Source organism: Gilvimarinus sp. 1_MG-2023 (assembly GCF_030548285.1).
On the sequence record NZ_JAUOSC010000002.1, the window covers coordinates 278502 to 304395 of the forward strand.

Annotated in this window: 22 protein-coding genes; 12 read left to right on the forward strand and 10 right to left on the reverse strand. The window is 51.7% G+C overall.

The window, feature by feature from the left end; translation table 11 throughout:
- The first annotated feature begins 121 nt into the window (after positions 1-121).
- Both Q4563_RS04065 and Q4563_RS04070 read left to right on the forward strand, forming a co-directional pair.
- Entirely contained in the window at positions 122-604 is a 483-nt protein-coding gene (locus tag Q4563_RS04065; RefSeq protein WP_215976885.1) for a rod shape-determining protein, read from the forward strand.
- 68 nt (positions 605-672) lie between these two features.
- Positions 673-1125, forward strand: coding sequence for a hypothetical protein (locus Q4563_RS04070; RefSeq protein ID WP_303603685.1), 453 nt, complete (start codon positions 673-675; stop codon positions 1123-1125).
- 10 nt (positions 1126-1135) lie between these two features.
- Here Q4563_RS04070 and Q4563_RS04075 read toward each other — a convergent pair whose 3' ends face one another.
- Both Q4563_RS04075 and Q4563_RS04080 read right to left on the reverse strand, forming a co-directional pair.
- Positions 1136-1594, reverse strand: coding sequence for a hypothetical protein (locus tag Q4563_RS04075; RefSeq protein ID WP_303603686.1), 459 nt, complete (start codon positions 1592-1594; stop codon positions 1136-1138).
- A gap of 124 nt (positions 1595-1718) precedes the next feature.
- The gene (locus Q4563_RS04080) at positions 1719-3605 is read right to left on the reverse strand and encodes a choice-of-anchor I family protein (RefSeq protein WP_303603687.1); all 1887 of its coding nucleotides are present in this window, start codon (positions 3603-3605) and stop codon (positions 1719-1721) included.
- A gap of 267 nt (positions 3606-3872) precedes the next feature.
- Here Q4563_RS04080 and ettA point away from each other — a divergent pair, with 267 nt between their 5' ends.
- The gene (ettA, locus tag Q4563_RS04085; protein WP_303603688.1) at positions 3873-5540 is read left to right on the forward strand and encodes an energy-dependent translational throttle protein EttA; all 1668 of its coding nucleotides are present in this window, start codon (positions 3873-3875) and stop codon (positions 5538-5540) included.
- A gap of 118 nt (positions 5541-5658) precedes the next feature.
- Here ettA and Q4563_RS04090 read toward each other — a convergent pair whose 3' ends face one another.
- Positions 5659-7143, reverse strand: a complete 1485-nt coding sequence (locus Q4563_RS04090) for a tryptophan halogenase family protein (protein WP_215976880.1) — start codon at positions 7141-7143, stop codon at positions 5659-5661.
- 8 nt (positions 7144-7151) lie between these two features.
- Positions 7152-8117: a hydrogen peroxide-inducible genes activator gene (locus Q4563_RS04095; protein WP_303603689.1), complete on the reverse strand. Its 966-nt coding sequence runs from the start codon at positions 8115-8117 to the stop codon at positions 7152-7154.
- Between the two features lie 125 nt (positions 8118-8242).
- Here Q4563_RS04095 and Q4563_RS04100 point away from each other — a divergent pair, with 125 nt between their 5' ends.
- The 3 genes from Q4563_RS04100 to Q4563_RS04110 all read left to right on the forward strand — a co-directional run bounded on the left by Q4563_RS04100 (position 8243) and on the right by Q4563_RS04110 (position 10293).
- Positions 8243-9292, forward strand: coding sequence for a sulfite exporter TauE/SafE family protein (locus Q4563_RS04100; protein WP_303603690.1), 1050 nt, complete (start codon positions 8243-8245; stop codon positions 9290-9292).
- 123 nt (positions 9293-9415) lie between these two features.
- Positions 9416-9829: an alternative ribosome rescue aminoacyl-tRNA hydrolase ArfB gene (gene arfB / locus Q4563_RS04105; RefSeq protein ID WP_215976877.1), complete on the forward strand. Its 414-nt coding sequence runs from the start codon at positions 9416-9418 to the stop codon at positions 9827-9829.
- Positions 9826-10293, forward strand: a complete 468-nt coding sequence (locus Q4563_RS04110) for a YaiI/YqxD family protein (RefSeq protein WP_303603691.1) — start codon at positions 9826-9828, stop codon at positions 10291-10293. Before arfB ends, Q4563_RS04110 begins: the two co-directional genes overlap by 4 nt.
- 22 nt (positions 10294-10315) lie before the next feature.
- Here the strand turns inward: Q4563_RS04110 and Q4563_RS04115 are convergent, their stop codons facing one another.
- A complete protein-coding gene (locus Q4563_RS04115; protein WP_215976876.1) occupies positions 10316-10738 on the reverse strand; it encodes a CBS domain-containing protein in 423 nt (140 codons plus the stop codon).
- Positions 10739-11062: 324 nt separating this feature from the next.
- On the opposite strand from Q4563_RS04115, the gene Q4563_RS04120 reads away from it, so the two are divergent.
- From Q4563_RS04120 to Q4563_RS04130, 3 genes are read left to right on the forward strand one after another with little or no spacing between them, the layout of a single operon-like run.
- The gene (locus tag Q4563_RS04120) at positions 11063-12373 is read left to right on the forward strand and encodes an acetyl-CoA C-acetyltransferase (protein ID WP_303603692.1); all 1311 of its coding nucleotides are present in this window, start codon (positions 11063-11065) and stop codon (positions 12371-12373) included.
- A gap of 15 nt (positions 12374-12388) precedes the next feature.
- The gene (locus tag Q4563_RS04125; protein ID WP_303603693.1) at positions 12389-14500 is read left to right on the forward strand and encodes a 3-hydroxyacyl-CoA dehydrogenase NAD-binding domain-containing protein; all 2112 of its coding nucleotides are present in this window, start codon (positions 12389-12391) and stop codon (positions 14498-14500) included.
- On the forward strand, positions 14497-16359 hold the full coding sequence (locus Q4563_RS04130) for an acetyl-CoA hydrolase/transferase C-terminal domain-containing protein (protein ID WP_303603694.1): 1863 nt from the start codon (positions 14497-14499) through the stop codon (positions 16357-16359). The genes Q4563_RS04125 and Q4563_RS04130 overlap by 4 nt, the downstream gene beginning before the upstream one ends.
- Positions 16360-16374: 15 nt before the next feature.
- On the opposite strand, the gene Q4563_RS04135 is transcribed toward Q4563_RS04130, so the two are convergent.
- The 3 genes from Q4563_RS04135 to Q4563_RS04145 form a co-directional block, all read right to left on the reverse strand.
- Entirely contained in the window at positions 16375-18864 is a 2490-nt protein-coding gene (locus Q4563_RS04135; protein ID WP_303603695.1) for a vitamin K epoxide reductase family protein, read from the reverse strand.
- Between the two features lie 228 nt (positions 18865-19092).
- A complete protein-coding gene (locus Q4563_RS04140; RefSeq protein ID WP_303603696.1) occupies positions 19093-20331 on the reverse strand; it encodes a substrate-binding periplasmic protein in 1239 nt (412 codons plus the stop codon).
- 73 nt (positions 20332-20404) lie between these two features.
- Positions 20405-20887: a hypothetical protein gene (locus Q4563_RS04145; RefSeq protein ID WP_215976870.1), complete on the reverse strand. Its 483-nt coding sequence runs from the start codon at positions 20885-20887 to the stop codon at positions 20405-20407.
- Between the two features lie 312 nt (positions 20888-21199).
- Here Q4563_RS04145 and nhaD point away from each other — a divergent pair, with 312 nt between their 5' ends.
- From nhaD to Q4563_RS04160, 3 genes are all read left to right on the forward strand, one after another.
- Positions 21200-22645: a sodium:proton antiporter NhaD gene (nhaD, locus tag Q4563_RS04150; protein ID WP_215976869.1), complete on the forward strand. Its 1446-nt coding sequence runs from the start codon at positions 21200-21202 to the stop codon at positions 22643-22645.
- Positions 22646-22901: 256 nt separating this feature from the next.
- Positions 22902-23264 carry a PilZ domain-containing protein gene (locus Q4563_RS04155; protein WP_215976868.1) on the forward strand — a complete coding sequence of 121 codons (363 nt, stop codon included), beginning with the start codon at positions 22902-22904 and terminating at the stop codon, positions 23262-23264.
- Positions 23261-23623 carry a PilZ domain-containing protein gene (locus Q4563_RS04160; protein WP_303603697.1) on the forward strand — a complete coding sequence of 121 codons (363 nt, stop codon included), beginning with the start codon at positions 23261-23263 and terminating at the stop codon, positions 23621-23623. The genes Q4563_RS04155 and Q4563_RS04160 overlap by 4 nt, the downstream gene beginning before the upstream one ends.
- A gap of 8 nt (positions 23624-23631) precedes the next feature.
- On the opposite strand, the gene radA is transcribed toward Q4563_RS04160, so the two are convergent.
- Together radA and Q4563_RS04170 are read right to left on the reverse strand one after the other, a co-directional pair.
- Positions 23632-25002, reverse strand: a complete 1371-nt coding sequence (gene radA, locus Q4563_RS04165) for a DNA repair protein RadA (protein WP_303603698.1) — start codon at positions 25000-25002, stop codon at positions 23632-23634.
- Positions 25003-25057: 55 nt separating this feature from the next.
- Positions 25058-25411 carry a hypothetical protein gene (locus tag Q4563_RS04170; protein ID WP_303603699.1) on the reverse strand — a complete coding sequence of 118 codons (354 nt, stop codon included), beginning with the start codon at positions 25409-25411 and terminating at the stop codon, positions 25058-25060.
- Between the last annotated feature and the right edge of the window lie 483 nt (positions 25412-25894).

Below are 25894 nucleotides of genomic sequence, written 5' to 3' on the forward strand. Positions count from 1 at the left end.
AGGTTAAAAACCGAGCCGGGCACTATACTAAACAGCGCTCAATCATTGAGGCCTAGCACCGGTCTGCCTTATCTTAACGATATCGTCAAGACCTTCTGAGTTTTACATAGCAGAAAAAATTATGATTAAATCAATAAGAAATATTTTTGTTCGGACTTTTTACGTCCAAATGTGGGAGAACCGGCTGAGAGTTCAACCATTTGGCGCCTGCGAAGCATTTGACGAGAAACCATTTATCGCCCTCAACATACACGCCAAAAAACCTAAGATCGTCGCTATAGGCAACGCCGCTTACGACCTTCGCGCCAGCACCAGCCTTCGGGTTTTGAATCCATTCTCACACCCGCGATTATTGGTGGCCCACTTTATTGAGGCGGAGCAGGTTTTGAGCCACGCACTGCGTAGCCACACTCAGTTCAAACCAATGCTTACCAGTCCTATTGTGGTTATGCATCCACGAGAAAAACTCGAGGGCGGCGTCACCGGTATTGAGACCCGGCTATACCAAGAACTAGCACTGGGAGCAGGCGCTTGGCAGGTACACTTGCATACTGGTGATGAGTTGCCGATCGAAACATTTAACCCCAACTTAATAAATCATTGATAATCGCGCGTTTAATGCCATAACGTATTACCAGATAAGCAGTAAATAACAAAGGAAACCGCATTCATATGAACCATATTATTTGGCAAGGACGCTGCTCGGTATTGGTGTATTTATACCCCTATTTTTTTATTGCCCTGTGTACTCTGGCCCTATTTCCCATTCACCCTCTGTTAAGTGCTGCGGGGTTCGCCATTATGGTGGGTTTTATGATGGACGCCTACACGACGCGCTATACATTAACAGATGAAGAGATGGTAGTGGCCGGTGGCCTGCTGGGTGCTGAACCAACGGCATTAGCATTAAAAGATATCACTAACATTTACATCATTAACGATGTGCCCTGGCATGTATTCTCGCTGGGCTGGGTTTTACTGGTGTTAAACGAAGAAGACGACATTCATCCTTGCATTCGCTGCGTACGCAAACCGTTAAAGGTGGGGGCTTTGATAGAGAGCGCCGCCATTAAAGCCGGCGCCAAGATAAAAAACCACGAAGAAGAGCAGCCACCTTCGAGCTAAATTGCTAATACTATTTTGGCGGTGACAGTCGCGTCCACACCTGCCAAGTACCTATGGCATAGCACAACCCGTACAGCAGGCATATCGCGGAGGAAACCAGTAAAAACATCTGGCTGTGCCCTAAGCCTTGAATAAACGGCGTATTGAAAAACAATACAGCATAAACACCAAACAACCCACGCAGCAGAAATACAAAGCTAATCAACCCCAAGGCGGCGCGCATAAAGGGCAACCTTGGTATGGCTCCAGCCCCCGAGAACCCATACAGCGCCCAACTAAACAATACCAACGCAATCACCCCTGTGAGTTGTGCAGGGTAAGCCAAACCTTGCTCCGCCATTTGAGCCATTTTTTCACCTGCGCCAAAAAAACGATACCATTGCGCGCCCCCAAAGATAATCGCGATATGCATTAATGCGGCTCCGGCCGTCAATACACCTGCGGCCATTAACCATCCATTTTTCTTCATTATTTTACGCCCTTTTATTGATTGTTTCGGCCATTATAAGCCGAAATGAACCACCCCCTACAAATTGGCAACAAAAAAAAGGCGCCTAAATATAGGCGCCTTTTTTATCTCGCTGTACCAAATATTATTCAAACATTTGATCGATTTGATACACCACGGTAGTACCACTAACCTCAAAACCAACAACCAGCAAAGCCTCGTCGGTTGGTGAGTCTTCGGCAGAAATAAACACCAGACCTTCGGGACCCAAATCACCAATGGTATCGAGTACGCTTTCAGCGTCTTCGGTCATCCAGTCATCGCGGGTGTTAAAGTAATCCATAAACGCGGGCACTTCTGGGTCGGTGATATCGAACACCATAATACCGCCCATACGCTCCAACCCGATAAAGGCAAGTGTTTTGTCACCGATAGTGCCGAGTGCAACGCCTTCTGGCTCTGGACCCTTGGCATCGGAACGACTATCGAGCTGGTCGCCTTCGTCGTGGGCACTGTTGAAGAAATCTTTACAGGGAATATCGCGCGCCGAACCCAGCATACAATCATCACCAGCGAGATATTGCTCCATCATATCGCCAGAATCCCAAATCAGACCGCCGTCTTCATCCCAGATAGAGAAAGAACGCGCACCGTAGCTGTACAGATTGTCGTACATCATGCGGTCACCCGCAGCATCTTCGTTACCGTCAGCGTCGAACATAACTGGCGTGCCGTCGGCATTTTGACGATAGCCCATGGTCCAGGTAATACCCAATCGACCCAACACCTCATCATCGCGGCAATCACCGGCATCACCTGCCTCTGCGCCGCAGTATGCGAAGGTGTCGTGATTGAGTAAGCCACCGGCAGCCAGCTCGCGCAGCTGCGGCGGTAAGTCGTCGTCGGCGCGGCGATCAAAACCATCGCTGTGCACTAGGTGTTTAACGCGAAACTCTTCGACAAAACCTTTGCTGGCATCGCCGGCCCAGTAATCATCATCGTCTTCACCCCAGGCACGGGCATCACCTTCATTGGCGGTCACCAAGTAAGTTGTGCCTTCAACTTCATACGAGGCCATCGCATCGGGTAGGTATAAGCCGCGTACACCCGGCCAAGCCTTCACCTCTACGGTACCTTCGTCACTGACATCCATTAAGTTGCCTGAACTAAAGTTATTCGCCTCTACCCCATGATCTTTGTAACCGAGCGATGCGATTGACTCAACGGTTGCCGAGGCGATGTCGATGCGGGCAATAGCGTTATTTTCTTGCAATACAGCCCAAGCCGTAGCGCTGTCAGAAGATACGGCAATGTATTCAGGTTCCAGATCTTGCGCAACACTGGCACCGGGGCCGAAGATGCGAACACCATCGGCAACAAGAGACGCCTTGTCACCATTGAATGCGTTAAAGTCGGCGGTAGCAACAACGGGGTTGGCGTTGTCACTTACATCGATAACAGCAATAGAGCCTTCAGGATCGACCTGATAGTCATCGCTCGGCTCACCTTCATTGGCCGCCAATACATAGTTACCGTCGGGGGTAAAAGTCACCATATCGGGTTGGGCGCCGACAGCAACGCTCGAAATAAGGCTCAAGTCTGCCGCGTTAAACAAGGCTATAGCGCCATTATCGGTTTTGGTATCGGCCTCGATGGCAAGTGCCACCAGCCCGTCGTGCACGGCGACGGAGTTTACCTCGCCATCGGTAACGACACTGCCACCATCGAGTGTATCAATAAAGACGGGGGCGGCTGGGTCAGACATATCCAGCACATCGATCATGCCTTTTTCGGCATTGACAACAAACAGGCGTTGGCTCGCGGCATCGTAAGCGGGAATTTCGGCGGCCGACTCGTCGAACTGACCAGTGCTGTAGCGCCCCACCAGGCTTAGCGCTATAGACGAAGGGGTTTCGACCACCGGCGTGCCGGGATCGGGGTTGCCATTATCGTCATCGTCGCTATCGCTGCCACAACCGACTAAAGCCAAAGCCGAGCATGCGGCTAGTATGTACGGAAAACTCTTTTTCATTGTTAGCTCCTGTTATCGAATGAACGGGTCGGCCAGAGCCTAACGAGCGATTGTTACAGGTTTGTGGCGAGGTTTCGTTCGGCTGTATGTTTCCTGCAGCATGATCTAACTTGGGGCATTTTTAACGCTGCTTTGCTCCTTTTCCCTCTTTTAGAGCCTTAAATCGACAAAAGATTGAAAAGCCCTTCGCCTTTCGGTAACTTGCGCGTTTTATCGCTAATCGACCGCAATTCACAGCTCCCTGCGGCAGGCACGAGGCACAGACAAATGGCACAGTACGTATACACCATGAATCGCGTCGGCAAGGTAGTACCGCCCAAGCGCGAAATCTTAAAAGACATCTCCCTGTCCTTTTTCCCCGGCGCCAAAATCGGCGTATTGGGTTTGAACGGCTCCGGTAAATCCACCCTGCTGCGTATCATGGCGGGCGTCGACACCGAATATAACGGTGAAGCCCGCCCCATGCCCGATATCAAAATTGGCTATTTACCACAGGAACCCGCACTGGACCCGGAAAAAGATGTTCGCGGCAATGTTGAAGACGGTGTTCGCGAAGCGGTAGACGCCCTGGCCGCGCTGGAACAAATTTACGCCGATTACGCCGAGCCCGATGCCGACTTTGATGAATTGGCAAAAAAACAGGCGCGCTGTGAAGATATTATCCAGGCCTGGGATGCACACAACTTAGATAACACGTTGGAAATAGCCGCCGATGCACTGCGTCTGCCGCCCTGGGATGCCGATGTCACTAAGCTGTCCGGTGGTGAACGCCGCCGCGTTGCACTTTGCCGGTTGCTGTTATCGCGCCCCGACATGCTGCTGCTGGACGAGCCAACCAACCACCTGGATGCCGAAAGCGTGCACTGGCTAGAGCAATTCCTGCAAAGCTTTACCGGTACTGTGGTCGCCATCACCCACGACCGCTACTTCCTCGATAACGCAGCGGGCTGGATTTTAGAGCTGGATCGCGGCCATGGTATTCCCTATGAAGGCAACTATTCCACTTGGCTGGAGCAAAAAGAAGCCCGCTTAGCGCAAGAAGAGCGCGGCGAAGCGGCCCGTCAAAAAGCGTTAAAAGCCGAATTGGAATGGGTACGTCAAAACCCGAAGGGGCGCCAGGCTAAAAGCAAGGCACGTCTGGCCCGTTTTGATGAACTGCAAAGCCAGGAATTCCAAACCCGCAACGAAACCAATGAAATTTATATTCCACCGGGCGAGCGCCTAGGCGATAAAGTCATAGAACTGGAGCACGTCAGCAAAGGTTATGGCGACCGCTTATTGATTGACGACGTCACCATGAGCATTCCTAAGGGTGCTGTGGTCGGTATTGTCGGTGGCAACGGCGCGGGTAAATCGACCCTGTTCCGTATGATTGCCGGCACCGAGCAGCCCGACAGTGGCACCGTCACCTTAGGTGATACGGTACAAGTTGCCTATGTCGAGCAGAGCCGCGAAAACCTCGACGACAAACAAACCGTGTGGGAGGCAATTTCTGACGGGCAGGATATTCTGCGCATCGGCACTTACGAAGTTAGCTCTCGCTCCTACGTGGGCCGTTTTAACTTTAAAGGCTCCGACCAGCAAAAACGCGTGGGCGAGCTATCCGGTGGTGAGCGCGGCCGCTTACACCTGGCCAACACACTCAAGCAAGGTGCCAACGTTCTGTTGCTGGATGAACCCTCCAACGACCTGGACGTTGAAACCCTGCGCGCACTGGAAGATGCTATTCTCGCCTTCCCCGGCTGTGTCATGGTGATCTCGCACGATCGCTGGTTCCTCGACCGTATCGCCACGCATATTATTGCCTATGAAGGCGAGTCCGAGGTGGTGTTCTTTGAAGGTAACTACACCGATTACCACGAAGACTTCGTCAAGCGTAAAGGGCAAGACGCGCAGCCTAAGCGCGTTAAGTACAAGCCTTTAAAAAATACTTAATACGCTAACAGCCACTGTGCGCGTGCGATGCGCGCACAGTGGCCTACTCTAAAAAATAATACCCCCTCTTCTTAGCCGACTCATTACGTCACCATCCCCGGCTCAGCTCCGCTGTTGATTAACCTAGGCTTTGCTCATGCTTGGGCAAGGTAGCCACCATCGCGCGAATTGCATGCTTGTCCAGCGATAGCGCTTGCTTTAACTCTTGTAAATTAAGCTGATTCACCCGCGCGCTGTGATTTTGGGGGCGAACTCCCATACCTTCAAAGACCGACTGCCAACTACTAGGCCGAAATAATTCATCGCGGGTTTGCCCCACATTACCCGATGCACGAAACAATTCTAATCGCTCGGCCAATGAATCAGGCATCGGTAATTGTCGGCAGTAACGCCAAAATGGCGTGTCTTGCCGATCTGTTGCACAGTAGTGCAACATAAGGAAGTCGCGCACCTCTTCATAATCGGCACTGATTTTTCGGTTGTACTCACGCACCAACGCGCGATGGCAATCGGCATTAGGGAAATAGCGCAGAAATAACTCTACACCGCGGGTAATTAAATGAATTGATGTTGCCTCGAGTGGCTCTAAAAAGCCCGACGCCAACCCAAGCGCAAGACAATTGTGCTTCCACATTTCACGCCGATGACCACTGACAAAGGGAATGGTTTTAAAGTCATTCACAGGCTCAGAGGCCAGCGACTTTAGTAATTGCCCCCGAGCTTCACGCTCTGAGCTAAACTCACTGGCATACACCAAACCATTGCCGGTGCTATCGCGCAGCGGAATTTTCCAGCGCCAACCAACTTTTTCTGCAGCAGCCAAAGTATAAGGTGCGATGGTTTCCGTGGCCGCCGTTTTGACCGCAATCGCACGATCGCAAGGCAGGTAACGACGCCAGTCAATAAATTCGCTGCCCAAGGTCTTACCAATTATTAAGGCATTAAAGCCGCTGCAATCGAGAAAGAAATCACCCGCAATGCTCTGACCGGATTGCAGTTGAACACGACTGATAAAACCCGAGTCGTGACGATGCACTTGTTCTACCAAACCCTGTGTACGTTTAACTCCGCGCGCCTCGGCATAGCGGCGCAAATAGCGAGCCACACGGACCGCATCAACGTGTAAGGCATAGTTAGCCCCACCAATTGGCGTGTGCCGTGCCTGCTCGGGAAAGAAAAAACGCCCCTGCTCTGCCATCACACTGCAAGGTGAGAAATCTTGCAGTCCCAGGGGTTCACCAGCAGCGCGCGCACGCAATAGGCACTGATAAAAATCGTAACTGCCCACCGGCCGCCCCAACCGGCCAAATGGATGAAAATATTGTGTGTGGCGCTGCTGCCAGTGAGAGAACTTAATGCCCAGCTTATAGGTTGCCTGAGTTTCGCGTACAAACTCGGCCTCATCGATCCCCAAGCGACGCAACATTCCCACAAAAGGCGGTAGCGTGGACTCGCCAATGCCAATGGTTCCCAGCGCTTGCGATTCAACCAGCTCAATACTGCATTGGGTAGAATCAAACTGAGCGGACAACATTGCTGCTGCCATCCAGCCCGCGGTGCCACCACCGACAATTACTATTTTCTGAATGGGTTTATTTTGCATAAACTTATTTACCAATCGTTATTATCCACCAACAAACCCATCGAGCGAGTTGCTGGCTCCCCCGCCCAACCTGATCCATTACAAGCGGTTAAGGCTTGCTTTAACAGCTCAATCGCCCCGTGTCTGGGAAAGCTCACCCGCCACGCCAACACCAAGCTACGCATCGCCGTGGGGTCGGCCAATGGTCGACTGGCAACCAACGAGGGTGAATAAAAGCTATTTTGCGCAGCCATTTGCGGCAACACGCTAATACCCAGGCCCGAAGCCACCATATGGCGCAAGCTCTCCAGTGTACTCCCTTGCACCCGAGCTCGCACATGCTCTCCGGCCACGGAGGTTTGCAGGTGTGGGAAAATAGCCAGTAACGATTCGCGCAACTCATCGCCCTCGGCCATCAGTAGCATTTGTGTGGGATCTAGATCTGGCGTATCAATACAGGCCTTTTTAGCCAGCGGATGATGAGCTGGTAACAGGGCCAATAAGGGCTCGTCAAACAGCGGCTGGCAGACAATATCGGCCATGGTAAAAGGCGCCACTGTGATTACGGCGTCCAGCTCGCCGCTGCGTAGGCGTCGCGCCAACTCCGAAGACGGCCCTTCATACACTGACAGCGGCATAGCTGGCGCCGTTTTTTGCAATAGAGGAATGCACTGCGGTAACACATAGGGGCCAACACTAGGCAGTGCACCGATTGCCAGCGGCCCGTGGGGGGCCTCGCGCGCGCTTTGAACTAAATCATTAATACCCGCTGCCTGCGCCAACAACTCGCGCGCGCGCTCGGCAACCTGCTGGCCGAGCGGCGTCAACCCCACGCCACGCCGTGTGCGCTCAAATAGAGACACGCCGAGGGATTGCTCCAATTTTTTAACGGCAATACTCAAGGTCGGCTGGCTGACATGACACGCGGCGGCGGCGCGGCCAAAGTGCAGCTCGTCGGCCAGCGCCGCCACATATTTCAATTCTGTTAGCGTCATAGTCCACTCTTCTTGTAAGTTGAAACAATATACGATAGCCATAAACAATGAGCAAATGCTTGTACCTCCGACGTAAACCCTTAAAAATGTGCCACTTCTATAACAAAACAAAGAATGATTGGTTTATGTCTATTACCCCTGCAAAAAAACAACACTTATGGGTTTGGTTCTTATGGCTGGCGCTTTTTTATCTAATATGGGTGCTACTGTTGCAAACAGAGGGGGCAATACAACAGGCCATTAGCCACTGGCCGATGGCACTGGCTATGGCGGTGGGCAGCTATGCAGCAGGCTCCACCCCCATGGGGGGCGGAACAGTGGGCTTTCCCGTTCTGGTCTTATTATTTGAAATGCCCGCCACCTTAGGGCGAGACTTTAGCTTTGCGGTGCAGTCCATCGGTATGGTGAGTGCGTCTATTTTTATTTTGGCTCGCCGACAACCACTGGCCTGGGCTATGCTCAAGGGCGCCTTAATCGGTGGTTTACTCGGTCTGCCTCCCGGTATTTTATTTTTCGCGCCACTAGTGCCTGACCTGTGGATTAAGATTATATTCGCCGTGCTTTGGGGTAGCTTTGGCATCCTTCACCTGTACCGTATTAATGAGATCTCATCCAATATCGGGATGACGGAGTTTGACGAGCGTTGGGATTTAAAAGTGGGCTTGACACTGGGTTTTTGTTCCAGCCTCTTGGCCGTCTCAGTAACCGGGGTCGGTATCGATATGGTGCTCTACGCAGCACTGGTACTGCTGTGCCGCGCTGACCTCAAAATCGCAATTCCGACCTCGGTGGTCATTATGGCGGCAGGATCGGTGTATGGCGTAATCATTAAGAGTATCACCCACAGCTGGCAACCCGGGGTGTATGAAAACTGGCTAGCGGCGGCCCCAGTGGTGGCACTGGGCGCACCGCTGGGGGTTTTTATCGTCGAGCGTGTGGGGCGCAAACCCATTTTGTTGGTGGTCGCCGCGCTGTGCGTCGGTCAGTTTATCTGGACCTGTTTTGCCGAGTTTGGCGCGCTTGGCTGGCTCGGGGTTATTATCTCTTTGATTGCACTGGGCGGCTGTCTACTGGTGTTTGAAAAGTTGCGTGCTACCGGACACCGATTAATTGCCAAAACCGAGGAAGCTTTAAAACATAAACCGGCCCACACTCAGGCACCCCCGACCGAATAACTCGCCAACACAACACACAGCCCCGCCTCAAAAGCAGCAACCCCAAAAGGGGTTGCTGTGGTTTAAGCACGTTTTATTGTAGACTGGCAAGCACACGCACTGCTCAGTAATGACAATTATTAAATGTTACGCATTTCAAACTCGATAATTCTAGCCGACTGGGAAATTGACTTATCCTATGTGCGCTCGCAAGGAGCCGGTGGCCAGAATGTTAATAAAGTCGCGAGCGCGGCTCACCTGCGCTTTGATATACAGCATTCAACTCTGCCTGCCTTTTACAAAGATAAACTGCTGAAGATGAACGATCAGCGCATCACTAAAGACGGTGTCGTGGTCATTAAGGCGCAGCAATTTCGCACCCAAGAAAAAAACCGCGAAGATGCGCTTGAACGCTTAAAAACTCTCATCGTGCAGGCGGGTGTGCGGCAAAAAATCCGGCGCCCAACAAAACCCAGCAAGAATTCGCAACGCAAGCGTATGGACCAGAAAACCCAGCGCGGACGGGTTAAGCAAATGCGAGGCAAGGTCGATCCGTGACGAACCCACAACATGCACCCACTATTTGGGTTGATGCCGACGCCTGCCCGGTAGCGATGAAACAGATGCTGTTTCGCGCCGCGACGCGCGCCCACATCTCAGTTACGCTCGTGGCTAATCATACACTGAGCATCCCCAACTCTCCTTTCTTAAAATTCATTCAGGTAGAACAAGGGTTTGATGTGGCAGACCATTTTATTAGCCAGCGTGTTGCCACCAACGATCTCGTTATTACCGGCGATATTCCACTGGCTGCCGAGGTTATAGACAAAGGTGCCGTGGCGCTAAACCCACGCGGTGAGCTCTATACGCGAGAGAATATTCGAGCGCGTCTAAACATGAGAGACTTTATGGAAACTTTGCGCTCCAGCGGCGTCGACACCGGTGGAGCGGCCGCTCTATCGCAAACGGATAAACAGCGCTTTGCCAATCGCTTAGACAGTTGGATTACCAAAGCGCAGTAAGGCTGAGCGCCACTAAGCCCGCCTAATGATAGTGACGACAAGCGGTGACCACCCGGCGGCCAATATCGTCATCATTACAAGCCGTGGCAATATCGCCAAGAGTTACCACCCCCACAAAATCCTTATTTTTTTCGTTGTTAAGCACCACCAACCTCTGAATTTTTTGATCGTGCATATTTTGTAATACATCGCGCACATCATCTTCGGCATAACAATACAAAACCTGGGCCGTAGCAATCGAGCCGACTTTATCATTTGGGCTCATGCCTTGCGCGGTGGCGCGAATAGCGATATCACGATCGGTAATAATACCAACCAGCTTTTCACTGTCGGCTACCGGGGTAAAACCGCGCCCAGTGTCCTTCATGCGCTCGGCGGCTTCGCGAATGGTTGCCTCCGAATCGAGATATTCCGGTTTTTTGGTCATCAAATCTTGCACTTGCATATATCCTCCTTCGGGATGGAATAATCATGTTTGGCAGTCAGAATTCTGCAAAGTCAGGGCCAAGCCACCAAACGCGCTTAATAGGCAGGTTATTGGCTGTAAACTCTCAATTTTTGTAAGCTTTGCGTCTGCCCGGCGAAAAAATTGCAAAACTGGCAAGCCGCTATACCGCCCCCATTGCCAATAGGTGGGCAAGCGAGCTGGAACACTCTATGCTTTAGCAAACTCATTGATTTTGCGCCATACTTGATCATCATGGCTGCTCGGTTCATTGAGGCCGAGCCTGCTGTTCGACCAACTGCCGATAGGACTATAGGAATGACCATGAGCCCAACAACTAAGGCTGCAGAACGTGCGCGCCCCGTCTATCTGGTAGACGGGGCGCGCACGCCTTTTATCAAAGCACGCGGTAAACCGGGCCCCTTTAGCCCGGTCGATCTCGCGGTGCAATCCGGCCGAGCTCTATTGCAGCGTCACGCACTACCGAGCAATGCTTTTGATCAGGTCATCTTAGGCTGTGTCAATGTCATCGCCAGCGAGATGAATCCGGCACGTATCGCAGCACTTAGGCTGGGACTAAGTGAAACCACACCCGCATTTACCATGCAAATTAATTGCGGCTCGGGTATGCAATCCATTGATACCGCTTATCGCTATATCCGCGAAGGGCGACAGGACTTGGTGCTCGCCGGCGGTACCGAGGCACTCAGTCACGCGCCACTTATGTTGACTCCGCACGCCACCCAGTGGCTCGCCGAGTTCGGCCTTGCGCGCAGCCTACCAGCCAAACTCAAGCAGTTGGCTAGCTTCAAGACCGGCTACCTCAAGCCCGTGCTCAGCCTCAAATTGGGGCTGACCGACCCAGTGGTAGAGCTTAATATGGGGCAAACCGCAGAAGTCGTGGCCAATCTTTTCAATATCAGTCGGCAAGAGGCCGATGAATACGCTGTCGCCAGCCATTTGCGTTTACACCGGGCGCAAGAGGAAGGCTGGCTAAACAATGAAGTCGTGCCACTATTTGCCCCCGATGGGAGTGTCTTTAGTGAGGATGATGGTGTGCGACCCGACAGTGCAGTCGAGAAGCTCGCCAAGCTGCGCCCAGTATTTGAACGCCCTTACGGCAAAGTCACCGCGGGCAACAGTTCACAAATTACCGATGGCGCCAGTTGGCTAATGCTGGCCTCTGAAGAGGCACTGGAAAAACACCAGCTAACGCCTATCGCGCAAATCAAAGACAGCGAGTGGTCCGGGCTGGAACCCGAGATTATGGGCCTGGGGCCGGCCGTCAGCGCAGGGCGATTGGCTCTACGTAATAAAATGACGCTAGATGATATTGATTTGCTGGAATTAAACGAGGCATTTGCCGCTCAAGTTCTGGGCTGTTTAAAAGCGTGGAATGACCCTGACTTTTGCCAGGCGGTATTCAACAGTGATCAGGTGCTGGGGCAATTCGACACCGACAAACTAAATATCGACGGCGGCGCTATCAGTATGGGGCACCCCGTAGGCACCAGCGGTAACCGTATTGTGCTGCATTTAATGAATGCTCTAAAGCGCAACAATCTCAAACGCGGCATCGCCACGCAATGCATCGGTGGCGGCCAAGCTGGCGCCATGCTAATTGAACTGGTTTAAGGGCCTGGAGGATTTATGAACGGTATCATACTTAACAGCTTGGCCGGGCGCGAAAAATTACTCGGTCCCTTTCGTGAGCACAATGAACAACTGACCTCAGCTTGGAAACACTGGCAACTCAAACTGGATGAGCACAAAATCGCTTGGCTGTTGTTTGACTGTGAAGACTCAGATGTCAATGTCCTATCACAAGCCGTACTGGAAGAACTGGATGAAATAGTGATGACGCTGCAAGTGGATAAACCCGCTGCATTAGTCATTCGATCCGCCAAGCAGAGCAATTTTTGCGTGGGCGCGGATATCAAAGAGTTTGGTCAACTCGACTCGGTTGAGGCCGCACACGAAAAATTAGAAGCGGCGCACGGCATTGCCAATCGATTAGCAGACCTCCCTTTTACCACCGTTGCAATTGTACACGGGCATTGCTTTGGCGGCGGACTTGAACTGGCATTATGCTGCGATTACCGTATTGGGGTCACCGGATCGCGCTACGGATTTCCCGAAATACTGTTGGGACTGCACCCTGGCCTTGGTGGTACCGCACGCAGCTTAGCATTGCTAAACCCCGTCGATGCCATGACACTTATGCTTACCGGTAAAAACTTGCGCGACAAACAAGCCAAGCGACAAGGGTTAATTGATGCATTGGTTCCTGAGCGACATCTGGAAAATGCCCTGGCAGCCGCCATTGAGGGAAAACTGTCGCACAAAAAACACGGACTTACATTCAAACTTTTAAACAGCGCACCGGCACGCAAACTGCTAGCTAAGAAAATGCGCCAACAAGCGCAAAAGAAAGCGCCACCGCAGCACTACCCTGCGCCCAATCAGCTCATTGATTTATGGCTTACCCACGGCAGTGATACCCAAGCCATGCTACATGCGGAAATTGACTCTTTCTGCCAGTTACTGGTCAGCGATACATCGCGCAACTTGGTACGCGTGTTTTTTCTACAAGAGAACTTAAAAAAACAGGCGAAAACCGGAACTTCCATCACACCCGCTCAACACGTACATGTTATCGGTGCCGGCGCCATGGGTGGTGACATCGCTGGCTGGTGCGCACTGCAAGGGTTAACCGTCACACTGTTTGACATGAAGGCCGAGATCATCGGTAAAGCCGTGGCTCGAACTGCCAAGCTGTGCGATAAAAAACACTTAAGCCCCGCCGAAAAACGCGCGGTACTCGACCGATTGATTCCCGACTTAACTCACAGTGGCGCTCGTCACGCGGACATTGTGATTGAAGCGGTACCCGAGAAAATTGAGATTAAGCGGCAGGTGTATAGCCAGGTTGAGCCACTGTTAAAAGACGGTGCCATTTTGGCTACCAACACCTCCAGTATTCCACTGGATGATTTACAACAAGAGCTGCAAGACCCGAGTCGTTTAGTGGGCCTACACTTTTTTAATCCAGTATCGCAAATGCAACTATTGGAGATTGTGCGCCACAGTAAGCTTAGCGACATCACCTATCACACAGCATTGGCATTTGCCGGGCAGATCAAACGATTACCCACCCCAGTGACCGGCACGCCGGGTTTTCTGGTTAACCGTGCGTTAACCCCTTATTTGCTGGAGGCCATGGTTTTAATGGATGAAGGCGTTGCCCCCGAAACCATCGACCGCGCCGCCGAGAAATTTGGCATGCCAATGGGGCCAGTCGAACTGGCGGATATCGTCGGCCTGGATATTTGCATGGGCGTCGCCGAGATGCTCAATGCCGGGCTAGAACAACCCATGCCTGCAGTACCGCAGTGGTTAACCGATAAAGTTGAAAAAGGCGATGTCGGTAAAAAGTCGGGTAAAGGCTTGTACGTGTGGGAAAAAGGTAAAGCCAAAAAATTGGCCAATGTCGCCAGCGGGCCGGACAACCTTACTGACCGCTTGTTACTGCCCATGCTCAACACCTGCATGGCTTGCTTGCGTGAAGGCGTGATTGACGACGCCGACTTGCTCGACGGCGCCATGATTTTTGGCACCGGCTTTGCGCCCTTCCGAGGTGGCCCCATGCACTACAGCCAAAGTCGGGGTTACATGGCCATTAAAGCTGAGCTGGAAACACTGGCCGAACAACACGGTGAACGTTATACACCCGACGCCGGCTGGTCTACCGAGGTGCAATGAAGCCTTGCAGCAGCCCCGATACAGTCGTTGATGAAATAATCGAGCGGGTAGGTAAGCACATTGTGCTTGGCCTACCGCTCGGTTTGGGTAAAGCCAACCACCTAGTCAACGCGCTTTACCAGCGGGCCTGTATAGATACCAGCCTAACCCTCAATATTTATACTGCCCTAACACTAGAGCCGCCTACCGCACCCAACGAGTTAGGCCGCCGCTTTTTAGAGCCACTCCAAGAACGATTTTTTGCCGGCTACCCGCGACTTGAATACGCTCAAGCGCTAAAAGATAATTCTCTGCCCAGCAATATCTCTGTAACCGAATTCTTCTTGCAACCTGCCGCTTGGATAGGCTGCAATTCAGTGCAACAAAATTACACCTCGGTTAACTATACCCACGCGTTGGATTACTTAATAAGCGCAGGGGTTAACGTGATTACCCAGCAAGTCGCGCCCGAGCACTCGCACGGCGCACTGGGCGAGCATTACAGCTTAAGCTCTAACCCAGACATTAGTGTGGATTTACTCGATAAACGCAGCCGCGGCAAAATCGACTTTGTTATGGCCGCGCAAGTAAACCGCCAGCTGCCATTTTTAGGCGGCGCAGCCGTACGCGACAGCTCCGAGCTCGATTTGGTGTTGGACGACCCAGCCTATGATTTTGCACTCTTTATGCCGCCACACCAACCGGTAAGCAACGCCGATCACGCTATTGCTCTGCACTGCACGCGCTTGATACCGGACGGCGGCACCCTGCAGATTGGCATTGGCTCCATCGGCAATGCTATTGCCGCAGCACTCGTGCTGCGACACAACTCGCCCCAAGCCTTTAAACAGTTAACCGATCAGCTGCAGTGTTCGGCCAGCTGGCCAAACGGCGAGAGCGAACCCTTTAAACAAGGCCTATACGGCTTAAGTGAAATGCTGGTGGAAGGATTTATCGAATTATTGGAGGCGGGGATTCTTAAACGCACCGTCAACGGCTACTGCTTGCACGCAGGTTTTTTTATGGGTAGCCCGCTGTTTTATCGTCAGCTTCAGGCGCTCCCCCAAAACAAGCGCGATCAGATCGCGATGATGCCGGTCAACTATATTAACGATGTGCATGATCACGCCCACGGCAGCGAACAGGACAAACGTCAAGCGCGCCAACACGCTCGATTTATAAACTGTGCTATGAAAGCCACCACCGACGGCGCAGTCACATCCGATGGCTTAGAAAATGGCCAAGTAATCAGTGGTGTGGGTGGCCAGTACGACTTTGTGGCGCAAGCTCATACCTTACAAAACGCACGCTCTATTATTACGGTGCGAGCGACACGTAAGCGCGCTGGCAAAGTTTCATCCAATATTGTAAGCCAGTACGGTCACACAACGATTCCGCGCCACCTGCGCGATATCGTGGCTACCGAATATGGCGTGGCTGATTTACGCGGTAAGAGCGATGCCGAAGTTATTGCCGCTATGATTGAGATTGCCGATTCGCGTTTTCAAGAGCAACTGGTAAGCGAGGCCAAAGCGTGGGGTAAGCTGCCCCAGAGCTATCAAGTGCCGGCCGCCTTTTGCCGCAATACGCCCGAGCATTTAAATGGGCTGTTAGCGGGAGCATTTAAAGAGAACACTCTTAAGCACTTTCCTTTAGGGAGCGATTTTACAGATACCGAGCAACGATTAAGCCGTGCATTAAACTTACTATCTGAGACAGTTGGCACCAATAAAGCTACCGTTAATTTGTTGCGCCTTGGCTTAACCACTCATCCGAAAAATCACCTCGATGAACTCACCCGAATGGAGCTTGCCGCACCCAGTAAGCCGACTGAAAAGCTGTACCAACTATTATTACTAGGTGCCCTGCGTTCGCTGTAGGACACGCCATAACCATTAACCACCGAAAATCTTTTCTCTCTGTAACAAATTACTCCAATCGCCGTACTCACCCTTTACTGACAGTGGTACTAAGGCCAAGGCAATAAGTGTTAGAGCACAAACCCCAGAACTTATATACGCGACTAGGCTTGCACCGGCAAAGAATGGCGCGGGCAATAGCATAAGGGCTAACACAATTAACCCATAACGCAAAGGCCGGGCAACCTCAGCGAAAGCGCAAACACTCACAGTTAAGACTAATGCCCCGATTAAATGCTCCCAATTGGCAAGCTCACCATCGTGGCCTAAGGTTAAACGAGTAAACATTAACCACAGGCCAACAAGTATTGCGGCGAATAAGCTTAAGGGTACGGTAACACCGCCGCCCACCATGTCTTTGATTATTGTGAGCGGTGATCGGGTAAAATCATCCGGCTCTTGGGTGGTTTTTCCTTCGTCGGTATCACCCACAAAGAATATTTTTAGTACCGGCTTGCCGTCTTTTTTGCAGCGTTTTAAAAATTGCCCCGTGGCGATAAGCTCATCCAAGGAGTAAGGGATTTGCACTAGCATGGCCAACGCACCAATTAGACACAAGGTACACCAAGTGCCAATGACTATCGGCTGAATAATAATAAAAGTAATGGAGACGATACCGAGCGGCACAATCATAAAACCAAATAACACCACCAGCCACGGCATAGTACGCCAGCGCCTGGTAGAGCCGAGCAAACCAGTAAGAATTTCTAACATGTAGGTAAGCGCACCGAGCCCCGCATCAGGTACTGGCCACGCCTCGGAGACACTAGAGGTAATGATTTCTTCGGTACCATTTTTGTCGGCCGCGTTAGGCCCGCTAAAAAATGGCTCCCATACGCCATCTATATGCCCCAGCTGATACGCGGTTAAATAGCGTGAAATAAGAAACCCAACTAAGGCCAATACAATAATAGGCGCGCGCTGAAACCAGCTAGAGGGGTTAACACGCCAACCGGGTGGAGTCGTCGGGCCGCTCATTTCGGCGGCAGGTGACACTCCGACAATTGGGGGGACAAGAGCCGCAAAACCGATTGCCAACATCCCCATGACGGTGCCGTTTAAATACGCCGCGGCGCTGGGTGTCCAAAACACAAGTGGTGCGAACATTAACCATAGCCCGACCAGTACACTAGCCCAGCGTACGGCTCGCAAGCGCCAGCTAATCGCCATGGTACCAAGCAAGGCTAACAAAACGCCGCAGATTCGATCGCTAATGGCCAGCGGGGCGTCGCCGTAACCCATTGCTTCGGGCGAGGCGATCAGCCAAAGCCCGAGAGCAATGGTTAAAAACGGTGCCCACAAGTTGCGATAGTGGGCGCACGCAATATAGTCGTGATACTTATTTAATAGGTTATCGGGGTTTTGCTTTTTTTGCGCCGCTGATGTCATCCAGTCTGGTGGCGTAATGCCGTTAGTTTTGTACCACTTGAGCGGGTCATCATGTAAACTGTTAATCAGCGCTTTTAACTCGTCGTACACGTTTTTTTGAGCCGTCCAGTCGAGCTCTTGTTTCGCGTTAGAGCAGTCCAGCTCGTAGTGATCGGAGGCCATATCGATCATAAAGGCGCGAATAAAAGGCTTCTCGCCTTTATCAAAATCGTCAGGCACCGCCGGCTCTGCACGCGCCTCTAGCCATGCCCCTGCTTTTGCCAAACCCTCGGGCACTGTGCGGGTCTCCCAACTTTCCTCACCATGCAAAAGCGCACCGATCCGATTCTGCAATGCTTCATAGCTAATGGCTTGCTCTTCACCGGCGAGTAAGACGTGCTCGCGAGGTAGATCGTTGCGCTTTTCCACCACGCGAGAAAACAGCGCCATTAGGTCATCGCGATGAATAAACGCCTGCCCCGCCCCAACGTTGCCCGCGTACACATGGCTTTTTAAGCTGTCTTCATAAATGCGCGCGATCTGGTGCGACAGCGTCGGCACCGCCATTTGCTCGTCATACAGCCCCGCTAAATGCAGCAAACTATAGGGCATACTGGCATATTCGGTAATGACCGATTCGGTTTCAGCTTTGGATTCTGGGTAGGCCCAACTGGGGTCAATAGGCGTTTGCTCGGTGATTTTTTGCCCCGGCACACCAGGTTTATGAACGAGCATTGTACCCGAGTAAACAAAGCGCTCGACCTCAAAACCTTCGAGCGCCTGTAGTAAGTTTTTAGTTCCCTGCACGTTTACTGCATCGTACAGCGGAGACTTCTCACCAGTGAAATCAAAATAAGCCGCCAAGTGGATAACCGCTGCAACGGTGCGACCGTGATCGTGTGCGAAGCGCTCGAGTGCGAGCTTAACCGAGTCAGCAGAGGTTAAATCAAGTGGGTAGCTGGCATCAGCTAGGGGAGCTTCGTTCCGATCGAGGCCAACAACCGTATATTGCTGCTGTAACTTGGTGACCAAACTGCTGCCTAGATTGCCAGCACAGCCGGTGATGATAACAATGGGTTTTTGCGTCGCGTCTGCCATAACTTACTCTATTGTCGGTGGTTGGGATCCCTCGTTGCCACCACAACAAAGTGCAAAATTAAGACCGATTTACCACTGTATTGTAAGCCATGCCACACGGCAGCTTAGCGACAATACCAATAAAGCCTGTGCAAGTTTTACAATAATCAATCGGTTATATGTAAGTAAAACATTGGCAAAAGCTACCCGTCTTATTATCGATCTATAGCCGAACCATATTCACAGCGCTTAGAATTCAAGGCCCTCTAGGGCTTTTTCGATATCGATACCGATTGTTATAACGCCAAGCCGTTCATCGTCAATGTCGATTGGCAAGCTAAGTTGACTTTGAAATCGGCGGGTAGATTGGTCGTAGACCACATCGTCAAACCACCACTGCCCTACATTCAGCGCCATGCCTTTAATATGTTTGGTTTCGTCACCTTGCCAGTAATCTGATGTGTAAGGTGCCACCGCTACGTTCACGCCCTGGCGATTAGTGATAATAAGCTCGGTAATATACGCCTCTTGGTTTTGCCAAAGTGAGACAAACCCTGCGAGCTTACTGTCTTGCATTGCCAGCATCGGCTCAAAATCACCCTCGGCAAAGGCTTTACGCCATGTATGATCGCGGCTATGAATCTCTGCTTTACTAAGAGGTTCCTGTTTTTTATGCCATAGCAGCCTTTCCTGTAACAGCTGATGCCCCAGCCAATGGTTAACGACCTTACTGAGGCGGTCGTAAATCAGTGACTTTTCTTGTTTAGATAAGGCAAAACCTTTTGGCACACAACGTGGGATTTGCTGGTTAAACTGCTTAAAAAAACGTGGATTTTGCTCTAAGAAGTGATGCCCAAAATAGACGCCGAGCGGCACATAGCGGAAGAATTGGGATTGATAGACATCCGGCGACAACTCTAGCGAAGCCGCCGCCTGTTGAAAGTGGTTGAAGTCTGCCAAAATGACATTTATTCGGCCCGCCATTAATAACTTGATCAATTGCGGCAAATCTTGCGCGGCCAAATAGTCGGTTACCCCGTTAAACTCCAACCACTGCTGCTGGTGACTTCCTAGAATGGCCCCGGTGCGAATGTTTTTCAGGTCGGCCACTGACGAGGTACCAGTGCGTGAGAACCAATACCATTTCTCCAAAACCAAGGGATTCGATAGACGAGCAAACTGATCAAAAACCGGACTGGGCATGGCAGTAAAAAAGCCCGCCACTGCACCCTTGCGCACTTCTTGCTGAACCCGTCGCCAAGGTTGAAATTGCATTTTTAACCGATAGGGGAGTCGGTTAAAAATGCAATCGACATAGACGAGTGCGCCTTGCTGGCCTTTCGACACTGACTCCGCTGAATAAGCTGAAGCCTCGTTGGTGCCCATCAGCACCTGCTGATCTGCGCTTTGTTCACTATTCGCTTGAAGCGCAAATGCCATTAATGCCACGATGGCAGCATTCGCTCTAAATACAGACCCAATATTCATCCGAGAATTGCACCTTTCGGTTTCCTTTTCGGAAGTATAGCAGCCCCACGGATGAGAGAAGTTTAGTCGCCCACTAGCGCTTAATTTGGGGTTGAAAGTGCCACTCTTCGAGACCGAGAGGGATGTCTGTCGGCAAGTTGACCAAATACAATCCCATATCTTTCACACGACCGGACACCACAACCTCAATGCTGCCATTGAGCAATACACTTTTGTAAGAACCCGGCTTGCAGATATCGACCATAACGGTATGTTCACCGCGCTGATCCGTATAACGAAGCGCCAAATGTAAAGGCACTGGGCACCCTTGAGGTAGACGCATCCAAGCGGCTAAATCAAACCGTCCCTGCCACGAGCCGGCAGGTTTCCAGCTCGCGTGCGCACTTACCAATGAGGTGGGCACATCGGTAATGCGCTTGTCTTGAACCTCATCTTTGATAAAAGGGTTACCGGTGGTGACTCTCGTCGCGCCATTTGTTGCGCTTTTCATTGCGCCCAGTCCCGCGTGTTGAATGGCTTCGGTAGCCGCTTGAGGTGTTTTGCGATTAAACATCATGGCAAACTCCAGTGCTCAATGAATCGTGTTGCAAGCACCTTAGCACCGGGGTTTTGGTCAAACTGTGAACTTACCGACACTGCGAGCCAATTTTTCTGACAATTTTCGGCAATGCCTGACAGATCTCAACAGGGGCGTGACTGGTAGCGCTACCATTCCCCCCTAAAATCAATCGCTTTGCACTTATTTACCCAACCCCAAAATATGATAAAATCCGCCTTCCTAGATATTAGTCGGCACCTGGGCAGCCCAAGCCCTTTGCAACACCTAATGATTCGACCGGCCCACACTACATAGCACTGGACACTTATCATGTTGACACTGACCCATCGCGTCTTGGGGATTCTTGGCGCGTGCCTACTCGTCATTTCTCCGCAAACTTACGCCGCAACTGGCGCGCTCGACTTAACCACCTCACCTATTGGCTATTTTGCACTGATTTTATTTGCCGTAGCCTACATAGTGGTCATGCTGGAAGAGAAGCTGCACTTACGCAAATCCAAACCGGTGCTGATCGCCGCCGGTATCATCTGGATGTGTATTGGCTGGATGTACTCTCAAGCCGGCTTGCCACACGATGCAGAGCATGCATTCCGCCACACTCTGCTGGAATTTGCCGAGCTAATGCTGTTCCTATTGGTCGCCATGACCTACATCAACGCTTTGGAAGAGCGCCGCCTGTTCGATGTTTTACGCGCATGGATGGTACGTAAAGGCTTTAACTATAAAACACTGTTCTGGCTCACAGGATTTCTGTCGTTTTTTATCTCCCCTATCGCCGACAACCTCACCACGGCACTGTTGATGTGCGCCGTGATCGTTAAGGTTGCCGGTGACGACACTCGCTTTATCAATCTGTGCTGTATCAATGTGGTCGTTGCCGCTAACGCCGGTGGTGCTTTCAGCCCTTTCGGCGATATCACCACTTTGATGGTATGGCAGGCGGGTATTGTCGACTTCCACGAGTTCCTGGCCCTGTTCATTCCTTCACTGGCCAATTTTTTAATTCCTGCGGCCATCATGAGCTTTTTCGTGGAAAACCGAAAACCTGTCGCGGTTGAAGAAGAAGTTGAACTTAAGCGCGGTGCTTTGCGCATTATGAGCTTATTTTTATTAACCATCCTAACCGCCGTTTTGTGCCACCTATTACTACACTTGCCACCGGTACTCGGCATGATGACCGGCCTCGGCTACCTGCAGTTTTTTGGCTATTTTCTACGCCGCACGCTGCCGGGCTCCTTGGCGCGCAAACGTGCTATGGCCGAACGCTCAGGCGACCAACAGGCACTGGAGCGCCTGGGTAGCGTGGTGCCGTTTGACGTCTTCGGCAGGGTCGCTCGCGCAGAGTGGGATACGCTATTGTTCTTTTACGGCGTAGTGATGTGTGTCGGTGGCTTGGGGTATATGGGCTATCTGGCCTATATGTCGGAGCTTTTGTATTCAGGCTTTGGCGCGACCAATACCAATATTATTTTAGGTATTGCCTCGGCGGTCATTGATAACATCCCCGTTATGTTTGCGGTACTGACCATGGAGCCTGAAATGTCTCACGGTCACTGGCTACTCATTACATTAACGGCCGGCACTGGAGGTAGCTTATTATCAATTGGCTCCGCTGCAGGTGTGGCATTGATGGGGCAGGCGCGTGGCGCCTACACCTTTTTTGGCCACCTCAAGTGGTCTCCAGTCATCGCCTTAGGCTACGCCGCCAGTGTGGCTCTGCATCTGTGGCTGAACGCGGGCATGTTTGAACATTAACATTGCACTGTAGCCATTCAGCGGGGGCGCCCCATTAGCTCCCGCTAATATTTTATCTCAACGCCACATTTTAGTGGCGCTGCTTTATCAGGCGGCCACGCCGCCAAGCCCCCGGCAGAAAACCGGCCAATATTCGGCTACACTATCGCTTATACCCATTACCATCGTTCCGAATATCGCGATCAAGGTAACTTTACCCCAATAAGCACCACGTCTTTTCGCACTCAGCCCAATGCCAGATCAGCAGGTATAGCCCATGTCAGAACAAGAGCGCCGCCGCTTTCACAGAGTAGAGTTTGATGTCAAAGTAGAGCTGTCTCAGCACGGCCTACACTGGCAATCGGAGTTAGTCGATATCTCCATAAAGGGTGCACTACTGGCAGCGCAACTGCCCGATGCTTGCGAACAAGATGACCCTATTGAAATAAAAGTGGTTCTCTCCAATCAGACCACGATCACCATGCAAACTGTTGTGGCACATCAATCGGAGCGCGGGGTGGGGCTCGCCTGCAAATCTATCGATGTAGAAAGTATTCGCCACTTGCGCCGCCTGTTAGAATTAAATTTGGGCAGCGCCGAGCAGGCGGAAAGAGAATTAACCGAGTTACTGCAACAATGACCCAAGACATTTCAACCCAAGACACGCTTACAGCCCCAGAGCGTCGCGATTACGATCGGTTGCCACTACGCGCCTACGCCGAGCTTTCCCACGCCACGGAACGTTACGAAGCACACTTGATCGACATATCCCAATTTGGGGCAAAGATCGCTTTGCTGGTCGATCACGCAATCAACCCAGGCGATGACTTTACCCTAACCTTAGAACCTGAAAATTTACCCGATGCCCTCAGCCAACAATTACCCTTGTCACTGCAAGCCAAGGCGGTGCATATAAAGCAGCATATTTTAGGGATTCGATGTCAGCCCGCCGATGAAGCGGATGTTGAGCGCTTTAACCGCTTGCTTTCGCTGCTATAGCCTTCTGGTTATTCAATCGCCGCCAAGGCATCGGCCAATTTATTCACCGCGACAATCTCGATGCCCTCCATGCTCTTGGGGGCATTGCCAGCGGGCACTATCGCCCGCTTAAAGCCATGTTTGGCCGCTTCGCGCAGTCGCTCTTGCCCACTGGGAACGGGGCGGATCTCCCCCGCCAAGCCTATTTCGCCAAACACCATTAAGTCGCGCGGCAACGGACGATCACGAAAGCTGGACACAATGGCCAGTAGTAAAGCCAAATCGGCGCTGGTTTCATTGACACGCACGCCCCCCACTACATTGACAAATACATCCTGATCGCCCACCAGCACCCCTCCATGGCGATGTAGCACGGCAAGCAGCATTGAGAGTCGGTTTTGGTCCAACCCCACTGCCACCCGGCGTGGATTGCCCAAATGACTGTCATCCACCAGCGCTTGGATCTCCACTAACAGCGGGCGCGTCCCCTCCCACATCACCATTACCACCGAGCCCGACGATACGTCGTCGCTACGCTGCAAAAAAATGGCCGAAGGGTTACTTACTTCTTTCATGCCTTGCTCGGTCATGGCAAAAACGCCGAGCTCATTAACCGCCCCAAAACGATTTTTACTGCCCCGCAGTGTACGAAAGCGTGAATCGTGAGAGCCCTCTAGCAAAATGGAGCAATCAATCATATGCTCCAACACCTTAGGCCCTGCGAGGCTGCCATCTTTGGTGACATGCCCCACCAAAATAACTACCGTTCCCGTTTGTTTGGCAAAGCGGGTTAAAAAGGCCGCGGCCTCCCTAACCTGTGATACCGAACCAGGTGCAGATTGTATCTCCGCCAGATGCACCACCTGAACCGAATCCACCACCATAACACGGGGCTGCAGCTGCTCCGCCGCCTGGCCTATTAGCTCAACGCTGGTTTCCGACAGCATTTGGAGCTTATCAGTTGGCAGCGATAAACGCTTCGCCCGCATAGCCACCTGCTGTAAGGACTCCTCACCGGTCACATACAGACAGGTCATCCGCTCTGCCAGCTTGCACAGCGTCTGCAATAAAACTGTACTTTTACCAGCACCAGGGTGGCCGCCAATTAACACCACCGAGCCCGGCACAAAACCGCCCCCCAGCACTCGGTCAAACTCGCCAGTACCCGAACATAGACGCGGAACATCCTGCAAACTGATTTCTGCCAACGGCTGCACCTTGGCAGTGGTATTGCCGGCATAACCGGAAAACTGAGCGCCACGTGCGCCCGCCTTAGTGGCCGGCCCAAGCTTCATTTCAACGACACTGTTCCAACTGCCGCATTCGGCGCACTGCCCCTGCCACTTGGTGTAGTCGGCACCGCACTCATTGCAGACAAAGGCTATTTTTTGTTTTGCCACTCAGCCCCCTTAGGCTATCGTGTAACTTCCTCAAAAAAAGTCTAGTAAACTCGCCTCAATCTTTGACTTCGGTTAATGCAGGGTTTCGAATATACAAAGTACCCCCCTCAGTCATTAGAAAGCTCACCTCCAGCGATTCCAGTGAGACCTCCCCGGTTGGCGGCACTTCAAACTCAAGTTGATACTGTTGCCAATGAGCGCTCTCGTCGTCAGTCAATATCGGCTCTTTTAGATTGCTCAATAGCGTTGAGCCAGCAAAAGGCGAGGCGTTGTGATCCCTGCCCCTAATTAACACCGCCAGCGAAGTCGGCTCCATTGCCTCCCCCCACTCACTGGTAAAATCAGCCCTCACCTCGGCCGAAAACACCAGCACACCCACTGCAGCCCATTGGTATTGCCCAAAGTCCATATTCTCACTCTACCTAAATATATAAGGGGTCAGCAGTTTATGGGATTTTCACAAAGTTAGTAAGCACAACTTCCCATCCAGCCGCCATATAACTGCAACTGCTAATTGCAAGGTTCACCTATCACACATAGGGGCTAAACTTCCACAAATAGGCTTCAATGCCCTATCAACCTCTATTAGCCCGCAAAGCCCGCCCCAACCATATTGGTTTACCAATTCTGGTGTCTTTTAAACACGCTTTTAAGTGGTCTAACCAACCTCAACTGTCTCTGCTCAATCCCTTTAAAGGCCTTTTAAACAAAGGGCTATTCATGTTTCACATCGACTATAATTTGGCACAATTGACTGTCATCGATCAATTATAGAAATAAGTCGGCCATATTGAACCTTTTTCGACCAAAACACTTGCCTTATGTAGGCACTTTGGTCGACAATATTATCTGCCACGAAAGACTAAATTGGGCGCCAAAGAGCGCTTATCGT